We start from the raw sequence: 25837 nt of genomic DNA, 5'->3' as shown, positions 1-25837 counted from the left end.
ATCGACAACCCGGTGATGAGGCCTGTGACGACCATTCCCGTCCCTGTGACCACCTATCTGACGCCCGACGGGCAGCTGGTCTCCAGCGTCCCGGTCGGTGCGTCGTACGCCGACGGCACTCACCTGGAGTGGGGTGACCCGCTGGTGCCGGGTCCCGTCGTGCTGGACGAGCAGGTGGCTCCGCGGGCCTCGTGGTCGGGTGTCGTACGTGCCGGGCAGGTGTTGACGATCGTCGATGTCGGGGGCAACCAGTCGGGTGACTGCCTGCTCTACAACGCGCACCACACGGACGAGCGCTACAGCGCGCCGGACACGCTCGCGTGGCAGGACAACGCCTACATCCGCACTGGGACCGTGCTGCGCAGCAACCTCGGTCGCGCCCTGATGACCGTCGTCGGCAACGAGATCGACCGCCAGGACACCATCGGTGGCGCCTGCTCGCGGGAGTCCAACACGCTGCGCTACGGCCACCACGTCATGTATCACCACGGCTGCCGGGAGAACTTCCTCACCGAGGGGGCCAAGCACGGGCTCGGCATGCGCGACATCGTCTCCAACATCAACTGGTTCATGAACGTGCCCGTCGAGGAGGACGGTGCCCTCGGCATCGTCGACGGCATGTCGGCGCCCGGCAAGCGGGTCGCGGTGCGTGCCGAGATCGACACCCTCGTGCTCATCTCCAACTGCCCGCAGATGAACAACCCCTGCAACGACTTCAACCCGACGCCGCTGCGGATGATCGTGTCCGAGCCGGACGTCGACTACGAGGCCGACGCATGACGTTTGGGGCCGAAGCTGGACTGTCCGTCGACACCGTCCTGGTCGCCAACCGAGGGGAGATCGCCCGCCGGGTGATGCGGTCCGCGCGCGAGCTCGGGATGCGTACGGTCGCGGTCTTCTCCGAGGCCGACCGAGCGGCACCACACGTGCGAGAGGCCGACGAGGCCGTCTGTCTGGGCTCCGCGCCCGCACGGGACTCCTACCTCCGTGGCGACCTGATCATCGCAGCAGCCCTGCGCACCGGCGCGGGGCTGCTCCATCCCGGCTACGGGTTCCTGTCCGAGAGCGCCGCCTTCGCCCGTGAGGTGGAGGCGGCGGGGCTTCGGTTCGTCGGCCCGACGCCCGAGCAGATCAGTGCCTTCGGCGAGAAGCACTCGGCTCGGCGGCTCGCCGAGAACGCCGGGGTGCCGATGCTGGCCGGCACGGGGCTGCTCTCCGGCCCGGACGAGGCGGCCGAGGAGGCTGCCCGGATCGGGCTGCCGGTGATGGTCAAGGCGACCGGCGGTGGTGGCGGCATCGGGATGACCGCGTGCACCTCGGAGTCGGACGTGCGGGTTGCCTTCGAGCGGGTCGCCCGGCTGGCCCAGACCAGCTTCGGGACCGCCGGGGTGTTCCTGGAGCGCCTGGTGCGGCCCGCCCGCCACGTCGAGGTGCAGGTCTTCGGCGACGGGGAGGGCCAGGTCGCCGTGCTCGGCGACCGCGACTGCTCGCTGCAGCGCCGCAACCAGAAGGTGATCGAGGAGGCGCCCGCGCCTTCGCTCCCCGAGCACGTACGCACCGTCCTGCACGACTCCGCGCGCCAGCTCGCCAAGTCGGTCTCCTACCGCTCGGCCGGAACCGTGGAGTTCGTCTACGACCCGGGCCGCGAGCAGATCTCGTTCCTGGAGATGAACACCCGCCTCCAGGTCGAGCACGCCGTCACCGAGCAGGTCATGGGCATCGACATCGTCGCGCTCATGCTGCGACTGGCCCGCGACGGCGTCACCGCGCTGCCCGACGAGCTCTTCCGCAGGTGCCCCGCACCCCGGGCGTACGCCGTCGAAGCACGGGTCTACGCCGAGGACCCGGCCAAGGACTCGATGCCGTCGTCCGGTCTGGTCACGCGCGCTTCGCTGCCGGAGGCGTCCGACACCGTCAGGGTGGACTCCTGGATCGAGACCGGGCTCGAGGTCTCGCCCCACTACGACCCGCTGCTCGCCAAGGTGATCGCCACCGGCGCGACCCGCGACGAGGCGCTGGACACGCTGGGCTCAGCGCTGGCCCAGACCCGGATCGACGGGATCGTCACCAACGTCTCGGCGCTGCGCGCGATGACGACGTACGCCGAGCTCCGCTCGGCCACGCACTCGACCTCGACCTTGGCCGAACGAGCCAAGGCGGGCAGCGGTGGCGACCCCGATCCGCGCATCGACGTGCTCGACCCGGGTGTGCTCACCACCGTGCAGGACCTTCCCGGCCGGGTGGGCTACTGGCAGGTCGGCGTCCCGCCTTCGGGTCCCTTCGACCCGGTCTCCTTCGCCGAGGCCAACCTGGCCGTCGGCAACCACCGGGGCGCCCCGGGTCTCGAGGTCACGGTGCCGCTGGCGACCGGCCGGGCGACGGCCGGGGGGCCGACGCTGGTCTTCTCCGATCCCGCCGTCGTCTGCGTGACCGGCGCCCCGATGCCGGTCAGCGTCGACGGCGTCCAGGCCCCGCAGTGGGAGCCGATCGAGCTCCCCGCGGGGGCGACGTTGACGCTGGGTCGCACCGACGGGCCGGGGCTGCGGACCTACATCGCGGTTCGCGGTGGCCTGGACGTACCCGACTATCTGGGCAGTGCCTCGACGTTCACGCTGGGCGGGTTCGGCGGGCACGCCGGACGTACGTTGCAGCGCGGTGACGTGCTCCGCCCGGGCACCGCGGTCGACCCGCAGGCGCAGCCGGCGGCGACGCCGGTGTCGCGGCGGCCGTCGCTCACCAACAGCTGGGAGATCGGCGTCACCGAGGGTCCGCACGGGGCGCCGGAGTTCTTCACGCGCGCGGACCTGGACCAGCTCTACTCGGCGACCTACCGGGTGCACCACAACTCGGCCCGCACCGGCGTACGCCTGATCGGGCCGAAGCCGACCTGGGCCCGTGCCGACGGGGGCGAGGCCGGGCTGCATCCCTCGAACATCCACGACACGCCCTACACGGTGGGGTCGCTCGACTTCACCGGCGACACCCCGATCATCCTCGGCCCCGACGGGCCGTCACTGGGCGGCTTCGTCTGCCCGGCGGTGGTCGCCAGCGGTGAGCTGTGGAAGATCGGACAATTGCGTCCGGGGGACGCAGTTCGGTTCGTGCCGGTGCGGGAGGGCAAGGCGGCCGGCCTGGTCAACCACCGTTCCTCCGCCACGGTGGAGTCGACGGGTGGCGACGGTGACGACGGAGTTCTCGGCCGGCTGCCGGAGACACCGGCGCGACCCGAGGTGACCTACCGGCGCAGCGGAGACAACTCCGTGCTCGTGGAGTACGGGCCGATGACGCTCGACCTGGGTCTCCGAATGCGGGTGCACGCGTTGCAGTCGGCCCTGGCCGAGCACGCGCCCCCGGGCATCATCGACGTCACCCCCGGGATCCGGTCGCTGCAGGTGCACACCGACTCCTCGGTGCTGCGGGCCGGCCAGGTCGCCGGGCTGCTGCGTGAGCTGGAGGAGGACCTGCCCGCCACCTCGGAGCTGACCGTGCCCTCGCGGCGGGTGCGGCTGCCACTCTCCTGGGACGACCCGGCGACCCGGGAGGCGATCGAGCGCTACACCGCCGGCGTACGCGACGACGCCCCCTGGGCGCCGTGGAACATCGAGTTCATCCGCCGGATCAACGGGCTCGCCTCGGTCGAGGAGGTCCACCGGACCGTCTTCGACGCGACGTACCTGGTTCTCGGGCTCGGGGACGTCTATCTGGGTGCGCCGGTCGCGACGCCGCTGGACCCGCGGCACCGGCTGGTGACGACGAAGTACAACCCGGCGCGCACCTGGACGGCGGAGAACTCCGTCGGGATCGGCGGCGCGTACATGTGCATCTACGGCATGGAGGGGCCGGGCGGCTATCAGCTGGTCGGTCGGACGACGCAGGTGTTCAACCGCTTCCGGAGGTCGACGTCGGTCGGTGGGCTCTTCCACGACGACCCGTGGGCGCTGCGGTTCTTCGACCGGATCGAGTGGTATCCCGTCTCCGCCGCCGAGCTCCTCGAGCTGCGGGCGGAGGTCGACGCCGGCCGCGGGTGGTTCGAGACAGAGGAGGGCACCTTCTCGATCAAGGAGTACGACCGCTTCCTGACCGCCAACGCGGACTCGATCGCGGCCTTCCGCGACCAGCAGTCCACTGCCTTCGAGGAGGAGCGGCAGCGCTGGATGGCGGCCGGTGAGTTCGACATCTGCGATCGCATCGACGCGCGGGGCGAACCCTCGGAGGTCGTGGTGCCGGAGGGGTGCGTGCAGGTGACCGCCCCGTTCACCTCGACCGTCTGGAAGGTCGTCGCGAGCCGCGGGTCGCGGCTGGCCCAGGACGCGCCGCTGATGGTCGTCGAGGCGATGAAGATGGAGGCGAGCGTCCCCGTGCCCGTCGCCGGCGAGCTGGTCGAGATCTACGTGAAGCCGGGGGAGCAGATCGTCCCGGGCCAGGTCATCGCCGCGGTACGGCCTCTCGACGGGTCCGCGTCTTGATCCCTGCGATTCCCGGTGGCGCGGTCTCCCGTGCCACCGCGGCCCTCGACCGGATCGAGGCATCGGACCGGCCGGAGATCTGGATCTCGCTGCGTACGCGGGCCGACCTGCTCGCGGAGGCCGCTGCGATCGACGCGAAGGTGGCCGGCGGCGACGTCCTGCCGCTGGCGGGACGCCTGCTGGCGGTCAAGGACAACATCGACGTCCGCGGCCTGCCGACGACCGGCGGGGCGCCCTCGTACGCCTACACGCCTTCCGCCGACGCCACCGCGGTCGCCCGGCTGCGTGCGGCCGGAGCGCTGGTCGTGGGGAAGACGAACCTCGACCAGTTCGCGACCGGGCTGGTCGGCACCCGCAGTCCGTACGGCGCGGTCCGCAACGCCTGGGACCCGGCCCGGATCTCGGGCGGGTCCTCGTCGGGCTCTGCGGTCGCGGTCGCGCTCGGGCTGGTCGACCTCGCGCTGGGGACCGACACCGCGGGCTCCGGCCGCGTTCCGGCGGCGCTCAACGGCATCGTCGGGGTGAAGCCGTCGCGCGGCCTGGTGCCCGTCACCGGCGTCGTGCCGGCCTGCTACACGCTCGACTGCGTCACCGTCTTCGCCCGGGACCTCGGGTCCGCGCGGGCGGCGGCGGAGCTGATGGCCGGTCCCGATCCGTCGGATCCGTTGTCACGTACGCTGCCGGCGGATGCCGGGCTGCCGCCGGTCCCGAGGGTGGCGGTGCCGACAGGCGAGCATCTCGACGGGCTCGCCCCGGGGTGGGCCGCCGCCTTCGCCGCCGTCGTCGAGCGGCTCGCGTCCGCCGGCGTCGAGATCGTCCAGACCGACATCTCGCCGCTGCTCGACGCCGCCAGGCTGCTCTACGAGGGCGCCTTCGTCGCCGAGAGGTACGCCGCGGTGGGCTCACACATCGAGGCCAACCGCGACCTCATCGGGACCGACCTGGACCCGACGGTCGCCGAGATCGTGCTCGGCGGGGCCTCGGCGAGCGCGGCCGACTGGGCGCGGGACGTCGCCCTGCTGGCGCGGCTCGGAGCGGCGGGGAGGGAAGCCCTAACCGGCTGCTCCGCGTTGCTGACGCCGACGACGACCTGGCATCCCACGCTGGCCGAGGTGGCCGCCGATCCCGTCGGCGCCAATGCGCGCCTGGGCCGCTACACGAACTTCGCGAACCTGCTCGACATGGCCTCGCTCGCGGTCCCGGCCGGCCAGGTCGACGGCCTGCCCTTCGGGGTGATGCTGACCGGGGCTGCCGGCAGCGACCGCACCCTGGCCGCGCTCGGACACACGCTGCTCAGCCCCTGTGTCGATCTCTTCGTGGTCGGCGCACACCTGTCGGGACAGCCGCTCAACCACCAGCTGGTCGAGGCCGGGGCGACGATGCTGCGCCCGGTGTCGACCTCCGCCGACTACCGACTGTTCGCGCTCGAGACGGTGCCGCCCAAGCCCGGACTGGTCCGGGTCGGTGAGGCCGGGAGCGGGGTGCCGATCGAGGGCGAGCTGTGGCGCGTCCCCGCCGCGGGCTTCGGGACATTCGTGGGTGGCGTACCTGCTCCGATGGTCATCGGGAAGGTCACGTTGGCCGACGGCTCCTCGGTATCGGGATTTCTCGTCGAGCCTTTTGCCGTGGATAAGGCTGTCGATATCTCGTCGCACGGGGGTTGGCGTCGTTACCGGTCTGAGCAGGGCCTTTAACGTTCAGCGTGGATATCGGTTACGGGACCGGGGTCATTCCTCTGGATGGCACACGACTCTGTTCACAGGCCGAAACCCCCGTCAGACTAGGCAGAATTCCGCCAGCATTATCGCCCCGGGAGGATGCTGTGCCGTGCCTATTGGATCGTCACGTCATACACTTTGTTGACACGGAATTCAACCCTCCCGTGGGACTTTCGACTCTGTTCTTTAGGGGAAGAAGACTCTTTCGAATCTTCCCCGAAACTCGGGAGGCCGCTTAGATGGCGTACATGACAACTAGGCGTTCTCGGCCCGGCCGCCCCAGGCATGTGCCCGATTCGGGCACTGCCTCACCACGTGACCAGATCCTCGATGCAGCTGCGCGACTCTTCGTGTCCCAGGGCTTCGCGGCGACGTCCACCCGCGAGATCGCCGACCAGGTCGGCATCCGTCAGGCCTCCCTCTACTACCACTTCGCAGGCAAGGACGAGATCCTCGTCGAGCTGCTCCGTAAGTCGGTTCGCCCGACCACGGACAAGGTCGAGAAGATCCTCAACCAGGTGCCACCGCTCGACTACGAGACGGCCCTTTATCTGCTGGTTCTCGTCGACGTACGCACGCTTGCGGACGTGGAGCACAACGTCGGCATGCTCTACATGCTGCCGGATGTCACCAACGGCGAGGTCTACACCGAATTCCGCAAGGAGCACCAGGAGCTGGCTGCTGCCTATGCCGATCTCGCCAGCAAGGTGGCCTCGGAGAAGGTGCTGGAAGGTGTCAGCCTGAAGCAGCTGGGCAACATGCTCATCCAGCAGGTCGAAGGCGTCATCAACATGCGCGCCGAGATGATCACCGAGAACACGGTTCGCAGGATCTCGTGCCCGGAGGCGTGGGCGATCGCGTCCTCGTGCCTGCGGATGTGCGGGGTCAGCCAGGACAAGATCCAGGCCGCGAACGAGGTCGCCGTGGACATGCTCGACGACTTCCTCGAGGACAGGGTCCGCGAGCTCGCCTGACAAGGCAGGCTGACAAGACGGTAACTGGTGGGTAGGGCTTGCGCGTGTGAGTTGCCCTGTTGAGGCTTGAACGACACACTTTCCGAGCCCGTTGCCCGCTTCCCCACCGCGAGGACCCCACACGTGTGCATTGACCCTTCCGGAGGCCACTGATGGCCCGGAAGCAGACAGCCATCCTCTCCGTCACCCGCGGGGTCACGACGCTCAACGGCCTGGTGGTGGATCGCCCGTGGGGAGAGGACCCGCACCAGGCCGGCATCCGTGCCGTGCGGGAGCAGCTCGCCGGCCCGAGCCGCAAGCCCGTCCAGGTCGTCGCCACCGACGACGAGGCCCGGGTCCGGATGGTCGTCCATCCCGACGGGCACGTCACCGACTTCGAGACCCTCGAGGTCTTCGGGAGCTACGGGTCCCCCGACGACGTTCCCGGCGCAGCCTGGCTTCCCGCCTCCGCTGCGCCGATGGTCATCCAGGCCGTCATCGAGCCGATGGACGAGCCCGAGGAGCCTGAGCCGTACGTGCCGCCGGTCCTCGCTGTTCCGGCGCCTGTTGTCGAGACACCTGAGCCGGAACCGGAGCTGGAACCAGAGCCGGAACCAGAGCCCCTCCCGGAGCCGGAACCCGAGCCGGCGCCGGCTCCGCCGCCCCCACCGATGCCGCCGCCGGCACCTGCGCCGATGCCGGAGCCCGAACCAGAGCCTGCGCCGCCCGTCGCCGAGCCGGTCGCCGAGCCCGTCGCCGAGCGGTCGGCGGCACCGCTGGTGCCGCTGCACCACATGGAACCCGGCCCGTACCGGCGGTCGCGGATGACCCGTCGCGGTCGGGTGGTGCTGGTCGTCCTCGCCGTACTCCTGCTGATCCTGATCTATGAGGTCGTACGCGTCGTGACGTCCGACGCGGACTCGTCGACCATGAAGGAGCCGCAGAGCCAGCAGTCCGCGCCGAGCGCGGGGGCGAGCGACGAGGTCATCGAGCCGCCGTCGCCGAGCCCCTCGGCCTCGAAACGCGTCGAACCGACACCGAAGCCGACACCGAAGCCGACACCGAAGCCGACACCGACGCCCGAGCCGACCAAGAAGCCGGAGCCGACCAGGACGCTGTCGGTGAAGGCGATCGCGATGACCGAGGCGATCGGGCTGCGGATCGACGCCAGCCGGTTGCCCGTGACGGCCACGATCGCGATGGACCCGTGGGGTGCGCCGGAGCGGTTCACGCGTACGGTCATGATCACCGAGCCCAACCAGCTCGTCGTCATCAAGCCGGTCGCGTCCGGGCACGCGGCATGGAGCGTGCGGGTCGAGGGGGCGCCGAAGGTCACCGGCTACACGCACTCGTGGCCCAAGGGCGATCGCGAGTTCGTGCGGCGCTGACTTGCCTGGGCTGAATTGCTACCACGGTCGGATGTGTGGGACTTCCGTCCGGCGTACGCTGCACAGGAACGTGTTCCTGCGCCTCGGAGGTTTCGCATGCCGCTCAAGATCACCCCGCCCGCCGGCACCCGCACGATTCCGGGCCGGACGCTGGGCCGGGCGCTGGGGACGGTCGAGCACACCGCCAAGCAGGGCGTGCGCTGGGCGCTGGGGCACGGGTTGCCGCGTACGGCCATCGTCCGTTCCGCCAGGAAGGGCGATCTGCAGGGGGACCTGATCCTGAGTGGGCCCGGGTCGCACACGTTCGATCTGGTCGACCTGTTCGAGGAGTTCCGTGCGCGCGGACCGCTCTACCAGGGCGGTTTCAGCCTCCTCGCGGTCGACCACGAGGTCATCAAGGAGGTGCTGACCAGCAACGACTTCGTCACCGGGTTCTTCGCGCCCGACGAGTCGGGCACCGGCCTGCTGGCCCGAGCGGCGTCGTGGTCGGCCAGCGACGTGTTCGCGCCGCTCCAGCCACCGTCGCTGCTGGCGACCGAACCTCCGGAGCACACCCGCTACCGCAAGCTGGTCACCCGAGTGTTCACGGTGCGTGCGGTCGAGAAGCTGCGTGCTCGCACCGAGGAGATCGCCCGTGAGCTGCTCGACGACCTGGAGAAGGAGGCGGCGTCGGGGGCCGACGTCGACCTGGTCACCCGCTACTGCGGACTGCTGCCGATCACGGTGATCTCCGAGGTGCTCGGCGTCCCCGTCGACCTGCGCGAACGCATGCTCGAGCTCGGCAAGGGCGCGGCGCTGAGCCTCGACATCGGGCTGGGCTGGCGCACCTTCCGGGAGATGGAAGCCTCGCTCGAGGAGTTCGACACCTGGCTGCGCGGCCACCTCGAGTATCTGGCCGACCACCCCGGCGACGACCTGCTCAGCCAGCTCGTCGCCCTCCGCGACGACGGCGACCGGCTCAGCGAACGGGAGCTGCGGGCGATCGCCGGGCTGGTCTTCGCGGCCGGCTTCGAGACGACGGTGAACCTGATCGGCAACGGCATCGCGCTGCTCCACGACAACCCCTCGCAGCTCGAGCTGCTCCGGGCGCAGCCCGAGCTGTGGTCGAACGCCGCCGACGAGATCCTGCGGCTCGACCCACCGGTGCTGCTGACCGGCCGGGTCGCCCGCCGCAACTCCACCATCGCCGGCCAGGCGATCCCGCGCGGCACGATCATCAACACCGTGCTCGCGGCCGCCAACCGGGATCCCGCCGTCTTCACCGACCCGCACAGCTTCGACGTCACCCGCGAGAACGCCCGCGACCACCTCTCCTTCTCCAGCGGCCGCCACTTCTGCCTCGGCGCCGCCCTGGCGCGGATGGAGGGCGAGATCGGTCTCCGGCTCCTCTTCGAGCGCTTCCCCGACCTCGAGCTCGTCGGCGACCGCGAGCGCCACCCCACCCGCATCCTCCGCGGCTACTCACACCTCCCTGCCCGCCTCTCCTGACCCGCCGAGGCGTCAGGTACGTCGGCCGAGGTGGCACCGCTGTGCCCTCTCGGCCGACGCGCGTGACGCCTCGGCGGTCAGCGGGGACTGGCGGCGTCGAGGAGTCGTTGACCGAGCTCGGCGACGCAGTGGCGTACCTCGTCGCCCTCGACCACGCGGAACGGGACGGCGCGACGGGCCAGCTCCTGGGCGTACCAGCCCGGGCTGTTGGTGCTGCCGACGAGACGGCAGCGGTCGTCGTCGAGGGGCTCGAGACGGCCCAGGACGCGCGGCAGATAGCGGTCGACCTGGTCGAACGGGGCGTCGAAGACGACCTCGACCGGATAGGCCCAGCCCTCTCCGAGGTGCTCCTCGACCTCGGTGACGGGGTCGATCTCGGGACGTACGAAGGTCGTCTCCTCGATGTCGACCGCAGCCATCCGGTCGACCCGGAGCACCCGGCGGGCGTCGGCGGTGTGCGACCAGCAGAGCAGATACCAGCGGGCGTGGCGTACGACGACGGCCCACGGGTCGACGACCATCTTGCGCTCGTTGCCGTTCTCGGTCGTGTAGGCGATGGTCGTGCGCCGCCGGGAGTCGCAGGCCTGGACCAGGCTGGTGGTGATGTCCGGGTCGGGTGAGACGGCGCTCTGGTCCGGGACCGCCGAGATCGTACGCCGCACCGCGGCCACCGTCTGGGCCAGCGACTCGGGCAGCACCCGGCCGATCTTGCCGACGGCGCTGCCGACCGGACCGGTGGCGTCGGCGATGTCGTGGTGGCCGTCGAGCAGGGCCATCACCAGGCCGAGCGCCTCCGCGGTGGTGAAGATGAGCGGGGTGCGCATCCCACGGCCCAGGCGGTAGCCGCCATAGGGGCCACGCTCGGACTCGACAGGGATGCCGGCCTCCCGCAGGATCGCGACGTAACGACGGGCGGCGCGCTCGGTGACCCGCAGCCGCTCGCCCAGGCGCTCGGCGGTGATGCCCGGGGAGGACTGCAGCAGCTCGAGGGTGAGCAGTGCTCGAGCGGTCGGGCTCTCGTCATGTCCCATCGTGGCGGCTCCCGGAAGTAGGTCGTCCGGATTCAGATTAGTCCGTCACTTTCGGCGAGGTCGGTCCCGTACCCTTACCGGCATATGAGACTTCTGCTGATCAGACACGGCCAGACCCCGAGCAACGTCTCCGGGGCGCTCGACACCGCCTTTCCCGGCGCCGGGTTGACCGAGCTGGGGCACTCCCAGGCCGCGGCGGTTCCGGACGCGCTGGTGGGGGAGCGGATCGTGGGGCTGTACGCCTCCCGGCTGGTGCGCACCCAGCTGACCGCCGCGCCGCTCGCTGCCCGGCTCGGGTTGCCGGTCGTGGTGCAGGAGGGCTTCGAGGAGATCAACGCCGGCCACCTGGAGATGGCCACCGACAGGGAGTCGGTGACGATCTATCTCGAGGCGCTCGGCGACTGGATCGGCGGCACGCTCGAGACGCCGGTCCCCGGCGGTGAGGCGGGCCACGAGTTCCTGGCGCGCTTCGACGCCGCGGTGCAGTCCGTGGTCAAGCAGCACGAGCCCGACGACACGGTCGCGATCGTCTCGCACGGTGCCGCGATCCGGATGTGGACCGGACTGCGCACCTCGCAGTCGCCCGCCTTCGGCGACGACAACCGGATCCGCAACACCGGCCTCGCGATCGTCGAGGGCAGCCTGGAGGAGGGCTGGACGACGATCTCCTGGAACAACGACCCGCTGGGCGGGCCGCACCTGATCGGCGATGGCTTTTGATCCTCCGGTCGGTCCTGCTCTTCGTGCTCGCCGCGGTCGCCGAGATCGGTGGTGCCTGGCTGGTGTGGCAGGGGCTGCGGGAGCATCGCGGCTGGCTCTGGGTGGGCGCCGGGTTCATCGCGCTCGGCCTCTACGGCGTCGTCGCCACCCTGCAGCCCGACGCCCACTTCGGGCGGATCCTGGCGGCGTACGGCGGGGTCTTCGTCGCAGGCTCGATCGCCTGGGGGATGGCGATGGACGGCTACCGGCCCGACCGCTGGGACATCGCCGGAGCGGCGCTGTGCCTGGCCGGGATGGGCGTGATCATGTACGCGCCACGTGGGTGAGGATGGGGTCATGGCCTCCGAGGAAGACTCGCCCCGCACCTTCGTCCCCGTCGCGCCGGCGGAGCGGCCACGCCGCAGCCGCAGCACTGCCCGCGTACTCCTGATCGACGACCGCGACCGGATCCTGCTCTTCGCCGACTCCGACCCGGGGATCCCGGGCGTGCGCTGGTGGATCACTCCTGGCGGTGGCATCGACGACGGCGAGAGCGAGGCGGTCGCGGCTGTCCGCGAGGTCGAGGAGGAGACCGGTCTGCGGATCACCGAGGCAGACCTCGTGGGGCCGACGATGCGGAGGACGGTGGTGCACGGTTACAGCGACGTGGTCATCGACCAGGAGGACGTCTTCTACGCCTGCTGGGTTCCCGCGTTCGAGGTCTCCACCGCCGGCCACACCGAGGAGGAGCAGCTCACCATGGCCGCACACCGCTGGTGGACGCGCGAGGAGCTCGCGACGACCGATGAGGAGATCTGGCCGGCGGTCCTCCTCGACCTGTGGAAGGACGCCGACGTACGCCGCGACACGGCCGCCTCCGCTCCGGTCGATGGCGGCTGGGTGGAGGAGTCGACGGTCCCGGCCTGACGACCGACCTGCAGAAACGCCGCAGCCGACCATCCCCCTCGATGGTCGGCTGCGGTCTTGCGAGATCTGGTCGACATCCCTCGGTGCGACGAGATCTCTCGCATGTGTCGTCTGCGCGAGCGTGAATCCCCCGATCCGCTCGCGCGACGACACTCAGTCCGTGGAGCGGCCCCCCGACCGCGCCCCGGGCCTCCCCCTCAGTAGGCCCAGGGCGTCCACCCACAGCCTCAGGCTGTGAACGACGGACCGAAGATGAAGGCGCATGGTCAGCGGAAGGCGCCGAGCGCGACGATGCCGGTGGCGGCCACGGCGGCGACCCCGAACATCGTGGTGCCGACGGCCGGCGGCATCCCGCCGCGATGCTTGTGCTCGGGCTGGTCGTTCTTGCGGATGCTGCGGACGGCGTCGAGGACGTTGTTGCGGATCGACTCGACGGCGGTCAGGTCACTGCGGTGACGTGCGGTGATCGTGGTGGTTGCCATGGTGATTCCTCTTCTCGGCGGGCGGCGCTGGCCAGCCGTTGTCCGGCGGCCTTCACGTGAGTGGAACGGGGCCGTAGCGGGTTCATGACGCGGCTTTCTGCCACTTTGGAGTTACGAAATCTCCACAATCGAGAAACATCACCTCGAGCCCGTACGCTGCGCGTCATGACCACGTCCTTGGCGGAGATCACTCGGGAATGGGGCCGGATCGGCGTCATCGGGTTCGGCGGTCCGCCCGCCCACATCAGGCTGCTGCGCGAGACCGTCGTCGAGCGCCGCGGATGGGTGGAGCCGGAGGAGTTCGAGGATGCGATCGCGACCTGCAACCTGCTCCCGGGACCGTCCTCGACACAGCTGGCGATCTTCACCGCGTGGCGGGTCCGTGGGGTGCTCGGTGCGCTGGTCGGCGGGCTCGCGTTCATCCTGCCGGGCCTCGTCCTGATCCTCGCCCTGGCGGCGCTCTTCCTGGGTCAGCCGCCGGCATGGGTGCTGGGTGCCGGCGCCGGTGCCGGTGCGGCGGTCGCCGCGGTCGCGGTCCAGGCGGGCTGGGCACTGGTGCCGTCCTCCTACGAGCGGACCCCGTCGCGTCCGCGATGGATCCTCTACGCCGTCCTCGGGACCCTCGCCGCCGCGACCACCGGGGCGTGGGTGGTCCTCGTGCTCGTCGGGGCCGGGCTCGTCGAGGTGGCGATGCGGAGGCCGTGGCGTACGAACTCCTTCCAGTCCGTCCTCACGCTGCCGGTCCTGGCTCAGGGAGCAATCACCGTCGGCGTGGGAGCGCCGCTGGCGTGGACGGCCTTCAAGGTCGGTGCGCTGTCGTACGGCGGCGGGTTCGTGATCATCCCGCTGATGCAGTCCGACGCGGTCGATCGCCACGGTTGGATGAGCGACGCCGAGTTCCTCAACGCGGTCGCGCTCGGGCAGATCACCCCGGGCCCGGTCGTCCACACCGTCGCGGTCGTCGGCTTCGCGGCCGCCGGGCTGCTCGGTGGGCTGCTCGCCGCGGTGATCGCCTTCGGGCCGTCGTTCGTGATGATCATCGCCGGTGGGCGGCACTTCGAGGCGCTGCGCTCCTCACCGCTCGCCCGCGCCTTCCTCGACGGCGCCGGGCCGGCCGCGATCGGTGCGATCCTCGGCTCCGCGGTGCCGCTGGCGATGGCGACGAGCGAATGGTGGCAGTGGGTGGTGCTCGCGGCTGCCGGCGTACTCCTGCTGCTGTTGAAGCGTGGGGTCGTGCTCACGCTGCTGCTCGCGGCGGCTGTCGGGGTGGTTGTTGCCCTGGCCGGCGGGCCGCTGCCGTGAATGCTCACCGAGGTAACTCGGCCGGCGTTCGCTTCCCTCGTGGAGTTCAACGAAGGAGGTTGGAGTTCACCGAGTTACCTCGGTGAACATCCGGCCCTTGCCTAGAGGTAGAGGCCGCCTGAGGAGTCGCCGTGGTCGTGCTGGCCCTGCTGCTGCGGGCCGCCCTGACCCGGGGCCGGCTGGCCCTCGGGGGAGAGGCTCACGCCCGGCGGCAGGCCCTTGCGGATCTGCTCGAACTGGGCGCGCGCGGCGACCTGCTGGGCGTAGATCGCGGTCTGGATGCCGTGGAAGAGGCCCTCGAGCCAGCCGACCAGCTGGGCCTGCGCGATCCGCAGCTCGCCCTCGGACGGGGTCTGCTGCTCGGCGAAGGGCAGCGAGAGCCGCTCCAGCTCCTCGACCAGCTCGGGCGCGAGCCCGGACTCCAGCTCCTTTATCGAGGCATGGTGGATCTCACGGAGCCGGTTGCGGGAGGCCTCGTCGAGCGGGGCGGCCTTCACCTCCTCGAGCAGCTGGCGGATCATCGATCCGATCCGCATCACCTTCGCGGGCTGCTCCACGAGGTCGGTCACGTCGCGCTCTTCGTCCTCGGTGGCCTCCGTCGCGGTGGCGTCCTTGAGTACGTCGGCGGGCACCGCGATCGGCTGCCCGTCGGGTCCGATGACCACGACTTCCCCGGTCTGCTCCTGCGTCATGCGCTCAACCCTACCTAGCCCGCGGTGGTCAGCAGGATCTTGCCGGTGTGCGTGCCGGACTCCATGAGCCGGTGCGCCTCGGCGGCCTCCGCCAGCGGAAGTACGTCCTGCACGACCGCCTTCACCTCGCCGGCCTCGATCATCGGCCAGATGCGCTCGACGACCTCGGCGCAGATCCTTGCCTTCTGCTCGACCGGTCGTCCGCGGAGGTTGGTGGCGATCACCGCGGCGCGCTTGCGGAGCAGGGCGTTGATGTCGAGCTCGGCCTTGGTGCCGCCCTGCATGCCGATGATGACCAGGCGGCCCTCGGGGTTGAGGGCGTCGATGTTGCGGGCGAGGTATTTGGCGCCCATGTTGTCGAGGATGACGTCGGCGCCGCCGTAGACCTTGGTGACCTCGACGAAGTCCTGGTCCTTGTAGTTGATGACCACCTCGGCGCCGAGCGACTTGGCCAGCTCGGCCTTCTCGGCCGAACCGACCGTCGTGATCACCCGGGCACCGATCTGGCTGGCGAGCTGGATCGCCATCGTGCCGATCCCGCCGGCGCCGCCGTGGACCAGGAACGTCTCGTCGGGGGTCAGCCCACCGACCATGAACACGTTGGACCACACGGTGGTGGTCACCTCGGGGAGCGCCGCGGCGGTGACCAGGTCGACGCCCTCGGGCACCGGCATCACCTGTCCGGCCGGCACGGCGACCTTGGTCGCGTAACCACCACCGGCCAGGAGCGCGCACACCTCGTCGCCCACCTGCCACTCGTCGACGCCCTCGCCGACCGCGGAGACGACGCCGCTGCACTCCATCCCGATGATGTCGCTGGCGCCCTTCGGGGGCGGGTAGAAGCCCTGCCGCTGCAGCAGGTCGGCCCGGTTGAGCCCGGCCGCGGCGACGTCGATCACGACCTCACCAGGTGCGGGCTCCGGGTCGGGGAGCTCGGTGACGGTGAGGACCTCGGGTCCTCCGGGCTGCTCGGCTACGACGGCTCGCATGCCTCAACCCTAGGGGTCTGCGGTGGTGGTGAGTGGCGCGCTGGCGTCGTGTAACACGTCGTTCGTAGGACTTTCCGGTCGTTCTGAACGACCGGATAGTCGGTGTAACAGCGTGTTACAGCTCGCGCGCGAGCCGTGCGGCCACCCCGCGGCCATCCCTCAGAGCGACTTCAGGTCCGTCCAGGTGTCGATGTCGCGGTGCTCGTCGCCCTCGGCGGGGACCTCGACGAGATCCAGGTCGGCCAGCAGCTTGCGCAGCGGCATCCCGTGCTGCCCCTCGTGGTCCGGGCGGACCTCGGCGAGCCGAGCGGCGGAGAGGACCAGGGCGAGCTGCCGGTGCCCGTCGGGGCCGACGAGCACGGCGCCGTCGCGGCCGAACGCCGCCTCGCGCAGCCTCGACAGGGTGCGCGGGCGCAGGAAGGGCATGTCGACGGCGATGACGCCGACGTACGCCCTCGGGTTCAGCAGCGCGTCCACGCCGGTCAGCAGGGCGGCGACGGGGCCGCCGAAGCGGGGATCCTCACGGACGAAGGTGACCGGGCGCTCGGTGTGCACCGGGTCGCCCACGACGACGACCTCCATCGCGTCGACGACGGCATCCAGCGCCCACGCCAGCATCGTGCGGCCGCCGAGCTCGATCCCGGACTTGTCGATCCCGTCGAGGCGGGAGCTGCGTCCTCCGGCGAGCAGCACGGCAGCGTACGGCTCCCATTCGTCCCAAGCAGTCACACAGCGGGACTCTAGTCTGGAGATGTGACCACCTGGAACAGCCTCCGGATCAGCCTCGTCCAGCAGGCCTCGGGTCTCGATCCCGACGCCAACCGGTCCCTGCTGGCCGAGCTGACCCCGCGCGGCGGCGACCTGGTCGTCTTCCCCGAGGTCTTCGCCCGCGACTTCGGCAAGCCGGGATCCGACCTGAGCCCGTACGCCGAGAGGCTGGACGGGCCGTTCGGGACCGAGCTCTCCCGGGTCGCCGGGGAGCGCGGAGCGACGGTGGTGGCCGGGATGCTCGAGACCAGCGGTGATCCCGACGGCCGGCCGTTCAACACGTTGCTCGTGCGGGGTGGTGCGGAGGCGGCGTACCGGAAGATCCATCTCTACGACTCCTTCGGCTACAAGGAGTCGGACGCGCTGGTCGCGGGCGCGATCGAGCCGGTGGTGGTCGACATCAACGGCGTGCCGACGGGGCTGATGACCTGCTACGACCTGCGCTTCCCCGAGCTCGCGCGACGTCTGGTCGACCAGGGTGCCGAGCTGATCGTCCTGCCGGCCGCGTGGGTGGCCGGGCCACGCAAGGTCGACCACTGGCGCACGCTCGTTCGTGCCCGCGCGATCGAGAACACCGTCTTCATCGCGGCGGCCGCCCAGTCGGCGCCTCGCTACTGCGGTCACTCGATGATCGTCGACCCCCTCGGGGACGTCCTGACCGAGGCCGGTGACGGTGACGAGATCGTCTCCGCGACGATCGATCGAGCCGTGCTCGAGGACGCCCGTCGGACCAACCCGTCCCTGGTCAACCGCAGAATGTGACCCTGGTCAACAACTCCCCGTCACAGCGGTAAACGGATATCGATGACTCGTTAGGTTCACCCCATCCCCGGTATCCTCGCCTGTTATGGACCGAGCCCCCCGCCGTCGCGCTGACAAGAGCAAGCGTGGCCGTCGTGCAGCCGGTCGCAGCGAGCCCACACCCGCCTACGTGGAGCCCACCTCGAGCGAGGCGCTGGCCTATGACCAGTGGGCTGAGGACGACTGGTCCGCCGCCGGTCATCATGAACTCGGCCAGGAAGCCGATCAGCCCTACGGCGGGCAGAGCAACAGCCAGGGTTGGAGCGAGACCGGCTGGGCCGACGAGACGTGGTACGACGAGCGGCAGCCGTCCCAGGAGCCGCCCACACCGGGTGGCGGGCGCCGGATCGCGGGGCGCACCGAGCCGGAGCAGTTCGACGAGCCGACCGGTTACACGGGCAAGCGCGCGCGCCTGACGTCGCCGGAGCCGCCGGCCCCCGTCGGCCGTGGCTACGACGGTGATGGATTCGGAGGTGGCTACGCGGACGTGCCGGTCCGGCCCGCGCCCACGCCGGAGCCCGCCCTGAGCAGTCCGACCGCGCCGCCCCCGAGCGCGCGGCAGGCGCCGGCCTACTCCACGACGGGCAGCTACGCAGTCATGCCCGGTCTGGTGCAGGCGCCGCCGACGCCGTCCCACATCCAGCAGCCGGCCTACCAGCCGGACCAATATCAGTCCGACCCCTACCAGTCCGGCCACCTCGAGCCGGTCTACGATCCGGCGGCCTACGAGTCTGAGTCCACCGGCCGGCCCGCCGCCGCTGCCAAGGTGACCTCGTTCCTCGCCCAGCCCCGGGTCCCCGGCGCCGGTGCCGCCCGCGCGGGCCTGGGGATCATCGAGAGCCTGACCGCCGGCACGATCCGGGCGATCTGGCTGGCAGTGCTCGCCGTCGGCCTGCTCGGCCTGGCGGTCACCGCCTTCGACCTGGGGCCGGAGATCTTCGGCGGCCTCGGCGCCGCCGTGGTCGGCACCGCCTACACCTTCGCGCTGGCTCACCGCACCGGTGGCCGGCCGCTGGTCTTCGGTGCGCTGGCCGGGGCCGCCGGGCTCGTCGTGGTGCTCACGGACAACGAGGCGTTGCGTACGGGGGCGGCGGTTCTCGTCGCATCGGTGGCGGCGGTCCTCGCGGTGATGGGCACGGTCCCCTCACGTCGCTTCCCGAAGACGATCCGGGAGACGTTCATCGCGGTCGGCATCGCCGCGCTCGGAAGCTTCGCCGCGCTCGGCTTCGAGCCGGTGGTGATGGTCTCCCGGTTCGAGTACGCCACGCTGGCCTGTTCGCTCGCGATCGCCTTCTTCGCGGTCTACCGCCTCGGTGCCGGTCTGCACGGCCTCGGCCGGCGCGGTGCGATCGTGGTCGGCACCGGTGGTCTGATGCTCGCGCTCACCCTGATCTACGCCGAGATGCTGCGCCGCTACGGCAGCACCGACCTGATGGACTCGGTCGACGAGATGCAGCGTTGGTGCCGCATCCACCTCGGTGGCTACCCGCACCCGATCCAGGCGCTCTTCGGAGTCCCGGCGCTGGTCTGGGGCACCCACATGCGTGCCCGGCGCCGCCAGGGTTGGTGGGTCTGCCTCTTCGGTGTCGCGCTCACCGCGCCGGTCGCCAGCACCTTCCTCAACCCCGATGTCGGGCTCGCCGAGGCCGCCCTCTCAGTGGTCTACAGCATCCTCATCGGCATGGCGATCGCCTTCATCATCATCCGCATCGACCTCGCGCTCACCGGCTCGACGGCTGCCGGCAGTGGTCGCAGGGCGGCGCGTGAGGCCGACGAGGCCAGCGCCGTTCGCCCCGAGCCCGGCCGCACCCACGCGCTGCTCTGAAGCCCTGATCCGCTAGGGATACCGTCGGGTAACCCCTACGTTCTGGGTTATGAACCGCAGAACCCCCACCACGATCGCTGCCGAGATGGTGGCGAACGTCATGAGCGTCGAGGTGCAGCCCGGAGACGCGGTTGCCGCCGGGGACACCGTCGTGCTCCTGGAGTCGATGAAGATGGAGATCCCGGTCCTCGCGGAGGCCCCGGGCACCGTGGTGGCGGTCAAGGTCGCCTCCGGCGATGTGGTGCAGGAGGGCGACGTTCTCGTCGAGTTGAGCGCCTGAGCCTCGGGCGCACTAGACTCGGCCAAGCGCCCACGGGCGCATGGAGGGATGCCGGAGTGGCCGATCGGAACCGCCTTGAAAGCGGTCGTAGGGAGACCTACCGCGGGTTCGAATCCCGCTCCCTCTGCCAGAGCTAGACCTCTTGCAGGTGTCGATCCACATCGATCATCAACCGCCGCAGCTCGAGGAGGAGATCCTCGAGATCGGTGCGGTCGAGCACATCGTCGGCGAGGACGGCGAGCCGGCTCAGCAGCGTGCCCCGGTCACGGAGCGCGCTGACATCGGTGAGCGCATGCCACTCCTGACCTGTGTCGAGGATCAGCAGCGCCTCACGTACGCCCCCCAGGCGCTGGCGCACCGACCAGCGCCAGAGACCGACGTTGGTCCCGGGACGGGGAGCGGCGATAGCGGTATCCAGGGCCCGAAGAGCATCCGACATATTGGGAAGCACACCTGTCATGAGCAGATTGTGACCTAGGTCACGTAAAGGAGCAAGCCGATGCGGCTCCCGGCACTCGTGTCGTCCACAATGGAGAGCGTGTCATCTGCTGAGCTCACCTACTACCGCCTCGCTCCTACCGTGCAGGCCCGCCTCCTCGGTGCCGCCGTGGTCGGCCTGGCGCTCGTGGTCTTCGCCGGCACGGCCGTCGTGATCGCGGCCCGGATCGACTTCGCGTGGCTCTTCATCCCCCTCGTCCTCGGCATCGCCGGTGTGATCGGGTTCGGCTGGTGGCTTCGCAACAAGGCGTACGTCCTGCGCGCCAGCGCCCAGGGCTACCGGATCGCCTTCGTGCGGGGTGCCGGTGTCCGTGAGGCCCGCTGGGCGGACGTCCAGGAGGCGGTGACCACCATGCCCGCCGGCACGCCGTGCCTGGAGCTGCGGCTCAAGAAGGGCGGCGCCACCACGATCCCGGTGACCATCCTCAGCATCGACCGCGAGCAGTTCGTACGCGATCTCCAGGGCTATCTGAAGGCCACCATCAAGCCCCTCGGCCCGGCTGCGGGAACGACCGAAGCGCCCTGATTGGTCCCAGGAGCGCTGGTCTTGTAGCCTGTTCGCGCAGTATGGAGGCGTCGCCTAGTCCGGTCTATGGCGCTCGACTGCTAATCGAGTTTGGGGCTTAAACCCCATCGAGGGTTCAAATCCCTCCGCCTCCGCAGGTTTCATCGAGTTTGGCCCCCTTTACAAGGGGGCCAAACTGCTTTCTGACCTGCAATTTTATGCATTGCAACAGACCGTACGCCGGAACGTGAACTATCCGTAACGCCGTGCCATGCACAATAATCAATCCGTAGGCCTCTCGGCACCAGACATGGCCTCGAGATCAGGAAGGAACGACATGAAGCACGTACGCAAGGCGGTGGCGCTCGCGCTGGCCTCCGCCGCAACTGTCGTCGCCATCGGTGCATTTGGAAACGCGACGACGGTTTCTGCCGACTCGAGTTGGGGCATCACGGCCACTGACGACTCGAGCTGGGGTGTCGGTCGCCGCTAGCACGGGGAGGGCTTAGCTCTTCCCGTGGTCAGAGGCGGGACGTCCGTCGGCCATCGGTTGGTCGTTTCCGCTTCTGCCGATCTCGTAGCCCAACTGGAATCGGGTGTCGACATCAAACTCCTCCTTGAGGTCTGACACGTATCCCGCATAGGTACGCGGACTGACGCCCAGGCGCTTCGACGCTGCAGGATCGGAGTGTCCCTCAATGAGCATGCGCAGCGTCATGGCGCGCTGTTCGCCAGCGATGTCTCGAAGGGTCGTGGAGTCGGAGCTGGAGAACGGCCGGGCTCGTTCCCATGCTCGCTCGTAGACGTCGACCAGATAGGCAACGACGGAAGGCTCGCGGACGGCTACGGCGGTGTCTACGCCGTCAGGGCTGGGAATCACAGCGATCCGGCGGTCGAAGATCATCATGCGGTTGAAGAACTCGTCGAGGGTGCGTACTTCCCCTCCGGCTTCGGACACGGCCGCCACGTACTCGCGAGTCGCGCTGTTACGTCGAGCGGCGTGCTGGTAGAGCGTGCAAACCCGTACGCCGCGCTCGAGAAGCTCTGTGTCCTTCTGGATCGCTGCGGTGAGCTTGCTGCCGGTGTCCCTTCGCGTCTGGGGCTGCGCGGTGAGCATCTCCTCCTCGCACTCGGCAACGAGCGAATCGATGAACGGCTGGATCGCGGGGCTGTGCACGTACGCGAAGGGTCCCTGCTGGGCTGCGGGGGCCGATCGGCGCCAAGCATTGCGCAGGGCGGTGAAGTCGTTGGCCCACTCCGCCGACTCTTGGAGGAGCCGGATCCCCTCCTGGGTCATGGGCGCAACGATTCGCGCCTGCACTGTTGCTGGGTCGACGGTCACCCAGGTGTCCGCTGCCTCGTCGGGCTTGCGGACAAGCCCCAACTCCTCGAGGGCTGTCAGGGCGCTGGCGAACTCACCACCCTCGACGATCCGGTCGTCGGACACAGAGATCTCACCCAGGTCCGCGATGAGCTCGAAGAGCTCGATGCCCTTGGCCTCGAGCAGTGCACGCGTCTTGGGTGCGTGCCCTTCGTCCCTCACATTCTGCTCCTCGCCGGACGGCGTGGGTTGACGCTTGCTCACGCTCCACCTCCCCGATGCTGTGGCTAGCGCCAGATCTTCTCACACGTGGCGATTTCTGGTCACGGACCATCTTCCGCTAATCTTCTACACGTTGCTTCGGTAACACTGCGCCTGTAGCTCAACGGATAGAGCATCTGACTACGGATCAGAAGGTTTGGGGTTCGAATCCCTACAGGCGCGCAGAACGTGCAGGTCAGCAGGAACGTACGGCCTCCTCAACTGAGGAGAGACCATGCTGACTCAACAGAAACTCAACAGATCAGGCCCGCCATCGGCGGGCCTGGCCTCATTTCGGCGGCGCTCGGTGCGGCTCGCGCACCTGTGGTGCATGGAGACCAACACCACACCAGTGACCCCCAGCCGACACATCGACCGACACGCTGACGAGACCGCCCAGATGGGTGCCGTCGTCACCCTCTCCGAGCTCGCCGCGCAGCTTCACGTGAACGTTCAGACGCTCTACGACCTGCGCAGCCAGGGCCGCGGCCCGCGCGGCTTCCGGGTCGGGCGCCAGCTCCGCTTTCGCCTTGCCGAGGTCGAGGAGTGGCTGGCACGCCTCGAGCACGCCGACGCCGAGCGGCATCCCGGCGACCGTGCCGGGGGGAAGCGATGAGCGGCGGGCGCCCGCGTACCGAGATCGGCACCCACGGCGAGATCTGGGTGAGCCGTAAGGGCGAGAAGTACGTGGCGGGCACCTGGGTCCGCGACGACGACGGCAAGATGCGCCAGGCCACTGCCACCGGCGAGTCACGCACCGCGGCAGCTGCGCTGTTGAAGAAGCGGCTTCGGGACCGGAACAACGTGATCGGCGATGGCCGGCTGACGCGCACCAGCCCGTTCACCCTGCTCGCTGATCTCTGGCTCGAGGATCTGGAGGTTCAGGACCTGGCCGAGAACAGCCGACAGGCCTACCGCGACCAGCTGCGCCTGCACGTGCGCCCAACGTTCGAGCACTTCATCCTGGGCGAGATCACGACCGGACGGGTGGAACGGGTGCTCAAGGCGCAGCGCGCCATCTCCCTGACTCAGGCACGCAAATGCCGCACAGTGCTCAACCTGCTCTTCAACTTCGCGCTCCGCCACGACGCGCTTGCCCGCAACCCGGTCACCGGCACCTCCCGGCTCCCGCGACCGAAGGAGGCGCCGCAGGCGCTGACGCTGGCGCAGGTCGCCGCCATCCGCGAGGCAGCGGCCTCGTGGCGTACCGAGCCCGGCAGGCCCGGACCGAAGCCCGACGGAAACGTACGCGACATCATCGAGGTGCTCCTCGGAACCGGGATGCGGCCCGGCGAGGTCCTCGCGCTGCGTCCCTGCGACGTGAGCGACCGGCGGGGCGGCATGGTCATCAAGGTCAACGGCACCGTCGTTCAGATGAAGGGCAAAGGTGCTCTACGGCAGGAGCACCCGAAGACCCACGCATCGGTCCGATTCATCCCGGTGCCAAGATTCGCCGCCGAGGTCCTGCGCCGCAGGATCACGCCGCTGTACGACCAGCCCGAGCGGACGATCTTCGCCAACCGCAACGGCGGTGTGCTCAGCCCGCCCAACGTGCGGCGGACGTTCCGGGAGTTCCTCGTGCTGGCAGGACTGGCCGACTCAGGCATCAGCCTGCGCTGGTATCGCCGCACAGCGGCCACCGTGATCGCCCGAGCGATGGGCACGGACGTGGCCGCTGGCTTCCTGGGGCACACCTCGGCGGCGATCACCGAAGGCCACTACATCGAACCGGACCAGAAGGTCGACCTCTCCCTCGCCGTCCACCTGGACCGTACGTTGCGGGTGCTCCAGCCCGATCCCAGACTCTTGGCGGCCGCGACAAGTGAGGAAGAGGCCGACATCCTCGACGACATCGACCCACCGAGCGAAGACGACGAGCCCGCGATCTGAGCGATATGTCGGTCGTGGCGGCCCCTGCACACCTACCTGCCGAACCACCGATCACCGTCGACAGCCCACACGACCAATTTGGCGGCAGGAGTGGTCGGATTCACATCAACAGGAGGTAGGTATGAGTATCGATCAGGTTCCGTTCTCCCAGCGTGACGGGGAGGAGCTGCTGACGTTCGCCGAGGTGGCGGAGGTGCTGAAGGTCTCGCCGAACACGTTGCGCTGGTGGCGCCAGCAGAACACCGGGCCCGAGCTGTTCAAGATGGGGCGCCGGCTGGTCAGCACGGTGGGCGACGTTCGCCGGTTCATGCGTGAGCAGCGGCTTGCGAGTCGTCGGCTGATCTGAGCGAGTCCTCAGCAGGACCACGTGGTCTGATGTGGACGGATCCGGCGAATCGCCGGAACCGTTCCTTGGTCACCGCGCAGCTTACGGTGCCGGTGAGTCACCGGAACCGTGGCATCGAAATGACGCCGATGACCGGTGCCGATGAATCATCGGAACCGCCCACTCCTCCGAACGGCCCTCAGGCGCACTGCGGTGAGCGGTGCCCATCGCCGTACGGTGGTGATGAATCAACACCACCGTCTTCTTCCGCGACCTCGCCGTCGCTCCGGCACGGTGCTGGACGGTGTCCGGCACCAGTCGCTCTCGCATCGCAGGCACGCACATACAGCGAACCACGTGCCGGCCTGAGGGGAACATACGTTCGACCATGCGCTCTTTTGGTGAGTATGTCAACGGTCAAAGCCTGATCCGTCCACTGCTGTCTGCAACCGTCAACAATCGTCACAGTGGGCAGCGCCGGATAGTCGAGGATTTGCTACACTTTGGGATGTGGACGAGTGGGAGATCATGGTCACCGACACGTTCAGTGAGTGGTTCGACCTTCTCGACGAACGATCCCGGCAACAGCTCATTGACGCCATCGACCGGCTCGCCGAGGTCGGTCCAGCGTTGGGACGACCGCTGGTCGATCGTCTCCAGAGCTCCGACATTCACAACCTCAAAGAGCTCCGCCCGGGGTCGACCGGACGCACCGAGATCCGCGTGATCTTCGTCTTCGACCCCTGGCGCTCCGCGATCCGCTGGTCGGTGGGGACAAATCCGGCAACTGGTCTGGCTGGTACCGGGCCGCCATCCCGCTCGCTGAAGAGCTCTTCGAGACGTACTTGAAGGAACGAGAAGCAGAGGAGGGCACGTCATGAGCAGCTTCCAGAAGTGGAGCGACATCCGCCCCGGCCTGGTCGAGGCCGCCGGCGGCGAGGAACGCATCACCGAGGCACGCAAGCGGAACCAGGCCTACATCGACGGCCACCGCCTCGCCGAACGCCGCAAGTCGATGTCCCTGACGCAGAGCGATGTCGCCGAGCGGATGGGCGTCACCAAGAGCCGGATCTCCCAGATCGAGCGCGGCGAGGTCTCCACCATGGAAGCCATCAGCCGCTACGTCCAGGCGCTGGGCGGCGAGATCCAGGTCTCCGCGGTCTTCGGTGACGACATGTACATTCTGCGGGGCGCCGGCCACGACGCCGCCTGACCCTCGCTCGCACAA

27 protein-coding genes and 3 tRNA genes are annotated in these 25837 nt (G+C 69.4%); 23 read left to right on the top strand and 7 right to left on the bottom strand.

What is annotated here, in order from left to right:
• Positions 1–15 precede the first annotated feature (15 nt).
• The 6 genes from ACIA03_RS04995 (at position 16) to ACIA03_RS04970 (ending at position 10013) form a co-directional block, all read left to right on the top strand.
• Positions 16–780, top strand: a complete 765-nt coding sequence (locus ACIA03_RS04995) for an urea amidolyase associated protein UAAP2 (protein ID WP_396979888.1) — start codon at positions 16–18, stop codon at positions 778–780.
• Positions 777–4466: an urea carboxylase gene (gene uca / locus ACIA03_RS04990; protein ID WP_396979830.1), complete on the top strand. Its 3690-nt coding sequence runs from the start codon at positions 777–779 to the stop codon at positions 4464–4466. The genes ACIA03_RS04995 and uca overlap by 4 nt, the downstream gene beginning before the upstream one ends.
• On the top strand, positions 4463–6160 hold the full coding sequence (gene atzF / locus ACIA03_RS04985) for an allophanate hydrolase (protein WP_396979828.1): 1698 nt from the start codon (positions 4463–4465) through the stop codon (positions 6158–6160). Before uca ends, atzF begins: the two co-directional genes overlap by 4 nt.
• Positions 6161–6423: 263 nt before the next feature.
• Complete coding sequence (locus ACIA03_RS04980; protein ID WP_396979826.1) at positions 6424–7158, top strand: TetR/AcrR family transcriptional regulator; 735 nt, start codon at positions 6424–6426, stop codon at positions 7156–7158.
• Positions 7159–7310: 152 nt separating this feature from the next.
• Positions 7311–8525 (top strand): hypothetical protein, encoded by a 1215-nt coding sequence (locus ACIA03_RS04975; RefSeq protein WP_396979824.1) that lies wholly within the window; start codon positions 7311–7313, stop codon positions 8523–8525.
• 96 nt (positions 8526–8621) lie between these two features.
• A complete protein-coding gene (locus ACIA03_RS04970; RefSeq protein ID WP_396979822.1) occupies positions 8622–10013 on the top strand; it encodes a cytochrome P450 in 1392 nt (463 codons plus the stop codon).
• A gap of 77 nt (positions 10014–10090) precedes the next feature.
• Here the strand turns inward: ACIA03_RS04970 and ACIA03_RS04965 are convergent, their stop codons facing one another.
• On the bottom strand, positions 10091–11044 hold the full coding sequence (locus ACIA03_RS04965; RefSeq protein WP_396979820.1) for a helix-turn-helix transcriptional regulator: 954 nt from the start codon (positions 11042–11044) through the stop codon (positions 10091–10093).
• Between the two features lie 84 nt (positions 11045–11128).
• Here ACIA03_RS04965 and ACIA03_RS04960 point away from each other — a divergent pair, with 84 nt between their 5' ends.
• From ACIA03_RS04960 to ACIA03_RS04950, 3 genes are read left to right on the top strand one after another with little or no spacing between them, the layout of a single operon-like run.
• On the top strand, positions 11129–11764 hold the full coding sequence (locus ACIA03_RS04960) for a histidine phosphatase family protein (protein ID WP_396979818.1): 636 nt from the start codon (positions 11129–11131) through the stop codon (positions 11762–11764).
• A complete protein-coding gene (locus ACIA03_RS04955; RefSeq protein WP_396979816.1) occupies positions 11761–12090 on the top strand; it encodes a YnfA family protein in 330 nt (109 codons plus the stop codon). The genes ACIA03_RS04960 and ACIA03_RS04955 overlap by 4 nt, the downstream gene beginning before the upstream one ends.
• Positions 12091–12100: 10 nt before the next feature.
• The gene (locus ACIA03_RS04950) at positions 12101–12670 is read left to right on the top strand and encodes an NUDIX hydrolase (protein ID WP_396979814.1); all 570 of its coding nucleotides are present in this window, start codon (positions 12101–12103) and stop codon (positions 12668–12670) included.
• A 266-nt stretch (positions 12671–12936) separates the two neighbouring features.
• Here ACIA03_RS04950 and ACIA03_RS04945 read toward each other — a convergent pair whose 3' ends face one another.
• Complete coding sequence (locus tag ACIA03_RS04945; RefSeq protein ID WP_396979812.1) at positions 12937–13152, bottom strand: hypothetical protein; 216 nt, start codon at positions 13150–13152, stop codon at positions 12937–12939.
• Positions 13153–13317: 165 nt separating this feature from the next.
• Here ACIA03_RS04945 and chrA point away from each other — a divergent pair, with 165 nt between their 5' ends.
• Entirely contained in the window at positions 13318–14454 is a 1137-nt protein-coding gene (gene chrA / locus ACIA03_RS04940; protein ID WP_396979810.1) for a chromate efflux transporter, read from the top strand.
• A 101-nt stretch (positions 14455–14555) separates the two neighbouring features.
• On the opposite strand, the gene ACIA03_RS04935 is transcribed toward chrA, so the two are convergent.
• The 3 genes from ACIA03_RS04935 to ACIA03_RS04925 all read right to left on the bottom strand — a co-directional run bounded on the left by ACIA03_RS04935 (position 14556) and on the right by ACIA03_RS04925 (position 16864).
• Positions 14556–15146: a bacterial proteasome activator family protein gene (locus tag ACIA03_RS04935; RefSeq protein ID WP_141795874.1), complete on the bottom strand. Its 591-nt coding sequence runs from the start codon at positions 15144–15146 to the stop codon at positions 14556–14558.
• Positions 15147–15160: 14 nt separating this feature from the next.
• Positions 15161–16135 (bottom strand): NAD(P)H-quinone oxidoreductase, encoded by a 975-nt coding sequence (locus ACIA03_RS04930; protein WP_396979808.1) that lies wholly within the window; start codon positions 16133–16135, stop codon positions 15161–15163.
• A gap of 159 nt (positions 16136–16294) precedes the next feature.
• Positions 16295–16864 (bottom strand): molybdenum cofactor guanylyltransferase, encoded by a 570-nt coding sequence (locus ACIA03_RS04925; protein WP_396979806.1) that lies wholly within the window; start codon positions 16862–16864, stop codon positions 16295–16297.
• A 24-nt stretch (positions 16865–16888) separates the two neighbouring features.
• Here ACIA03_RS04925 and ACIA03_RS04920 point away from each other — a divergent pair, with 24 nt between their 5' ends.
• The 4 genes from ACIA03_RS04920 (at position 16889) to ACIA03_RS04905 (ending at position 19939) form a co-directional block, all read left to right on the top strand.
• Positions 16889–17665 (top strand): carbon-nitrogen hydrolase family protein, encoded by a 777-nt coding sequence (locus ACIA03_RS04920; protein WP_396979804.1) that lies wholly within the window; start codon positions 16889–16891, stop codon positions 17663–17665.
• A gap of 85 nt (positions 17666–17750) precedes the next feature.
• Positions 17751–19529 (top strand): hypothetical protein, encoded by a 1779-nt coding sequence (locus ACIA03_RS04915; protein WP_396979802.1) that lies wholly within the window; start codon positions 17751–17753, stop codon positions 19527–19529.
• 49 nt (positions 19530–19578) lie between these two features.
• Positions 19579–19809: a biotin/lipoyl-binding carrier protein gene (locus tag ACIA03_RS04910; protein WP_396979800.1), complete on the top strand. Its 231-nt coding sequence runs from the start codon at positions 19579–19581 to the stop codon at positions 19807–19809.
• 42 nt (positions 19810–19851) lie between these two features.
• Positions 19852–19939: transfer RNA gene (locus ACIA03_RS04905), tRNA-Ser, on the top strand.
• 3 nt (positions 19940–19942) lie between these two features.
• On the opposite strand, the gene ACIA03_RS04900 is transcribed toward ACIA03_RS04905, so the two are convergent.
• The gene (locus ACIA03_RS04900) at positions 19943–20248 is read right to left on the bottom strand and encodes a hypothetical protein (protein WP_396979798.1); all 306 of its coding nucleotides are present in this window, start codon (positions 20246–20248) and stop codon (positions 19943–19945) included.
• A gap of 90 nt (positions 20249–20338) precedes the next feature.
• Between ACIA03_RS04900 and ACIA03_RS04895 the strand changes: the two genes are divergently transcribed.
• The 3 genes from ACIA03_RS04895 to ACIA03_RS04885 all read left to right on the top strand — a co-directional run bounded on the left by ACIA03_RS04895 (position 20339) and on the right by ACIA03_RS04885 (position 21305).
• A complete protein-coding gene (locus ACIA03_RS04895) occupies positions 20339–20833 on the top strand; it encodes a hypothetical protein (protein WP_396979886.1) in 495 nt (164 codons plus the stop codon).
• 43 nt (positions 20834–20876) lie between these two features.
• Positions 20877–20967 (top strand) — tRNA-Ser (locus tag ACIA03_RS04890).
• A gap of 182 nt (positions 20968–21149) precedes the next feature.
• Entirely contained in the window at positions 21150–21305 is a 156-nt protein-coding gene (locus ACIA03_RS04885; RefSeq protein WP_396979796.1) for a hypothetical protein, read from the top strand.
• Between the two features lie 12 nt (positions 21306–21317).
• On the opposite strand, the gene ACIA03_RS04880 is transcribed toward ACIA03_RS04885, so the two are convergent.
• Positions 21318–22397 carry a LuxR family transcriptional regulator gene (locus ACIA03_RS04880; protein WP_396979794.1) on the bottom strand — a complete coding sequence of 360 codons (1080 nt, stop codon included), beginning with the start codon at positions 22395–22397 and terminating at the stop codon, positions 21318–21320.
• A gap of 107 nt (positions 22398–22504) precedes the next feature.
• On the opposite strand from ACIA03_RS04880, the gene ACIA03_RS04875 reads away from it, so the two are divergent.
• From ACIA03_RS04875 to ACIA03_RS04850, 6 genes are all read left to right on the top strand, one after another.
• Positions 22505–22577 (top strand) — tRNA-Arg (locus tag ACIA03_RS04875).
• A 148-nt stretch (positions 22578–22725) separates the two neighbouring features.
• Positions 22726–23010 carry a helix-turn-helix transcriptional regulator gene (locus ACIA03_RS04870; protein WP_396979792.1) on the top strand — a complete coding sequence of 95 codons (285 nt, stop codon included), beginning with the start codon at positions 22726–22728 and terminating at the stop codon, positions 23008–23010.
• Positions 23007–24284 (top strand): tyrosine-type recombinase/integrase, encoded by a 1278-nt coding sequence (locus ACIA03_RS04865; protein WP_396979790.1) that lies wholly within the window; start codon positions 23007–23009, stop codon positions 24282–24284. Before ACIA03_RS04870 ends, ACIA03_RS04865 begins: the two co-directional genes overlap by 4 nt.
• Before the next feature lie 121 nt (positions 24285–24405).
• Complete coding sequence (locus ACIA03_RS04860) at positions 24406–24630, top strand: helix-turn-helix domain-containing protein (protein WP_396979788.1); 225 nt, start codon at positions 24406–24408, stop codon at positions 24628–24630.
• Positions 24631–25137: 507 nt separating this feature from the next.
• A complete protein-coding gene (locus ACIA03_RS04855; RefSeq protein ID WP_396979786.1) occupies positions 25138–25458 on the top strand; it encodes a type II toxin-antitoxin system RelE/ParE family toxin in 321 nt (106 codons plus the stop codon).
• 28 nt (positions 25459–25486) lie between these two features.
• Positions 25487–25822: a helix-turn-helix domain-containing protein gene (locus ACIA03_RS04850; RefSeq protein WP_396979784.1), complete on the top strand. Its 336-nt coding sequence runs from the start codon at positions 25487–25489 to the stop codon at positions 25820–25822.
• Positions 25823–25837: the final 15 nt, after the last annotated feature.

The sequence above is a fragment of the Nocardioides sp. NPDC051685 genome, assembly GCF_044453405.1.
Taxonomy (GTDB): Bacteria; Actinomycetota; Actinomycetes; order Propionibacteriales; family Nocardioidaceae; genus Nocardioides.
This window is presented reverse-complemented; position numbering and strand designations above follow the sequence as displayed.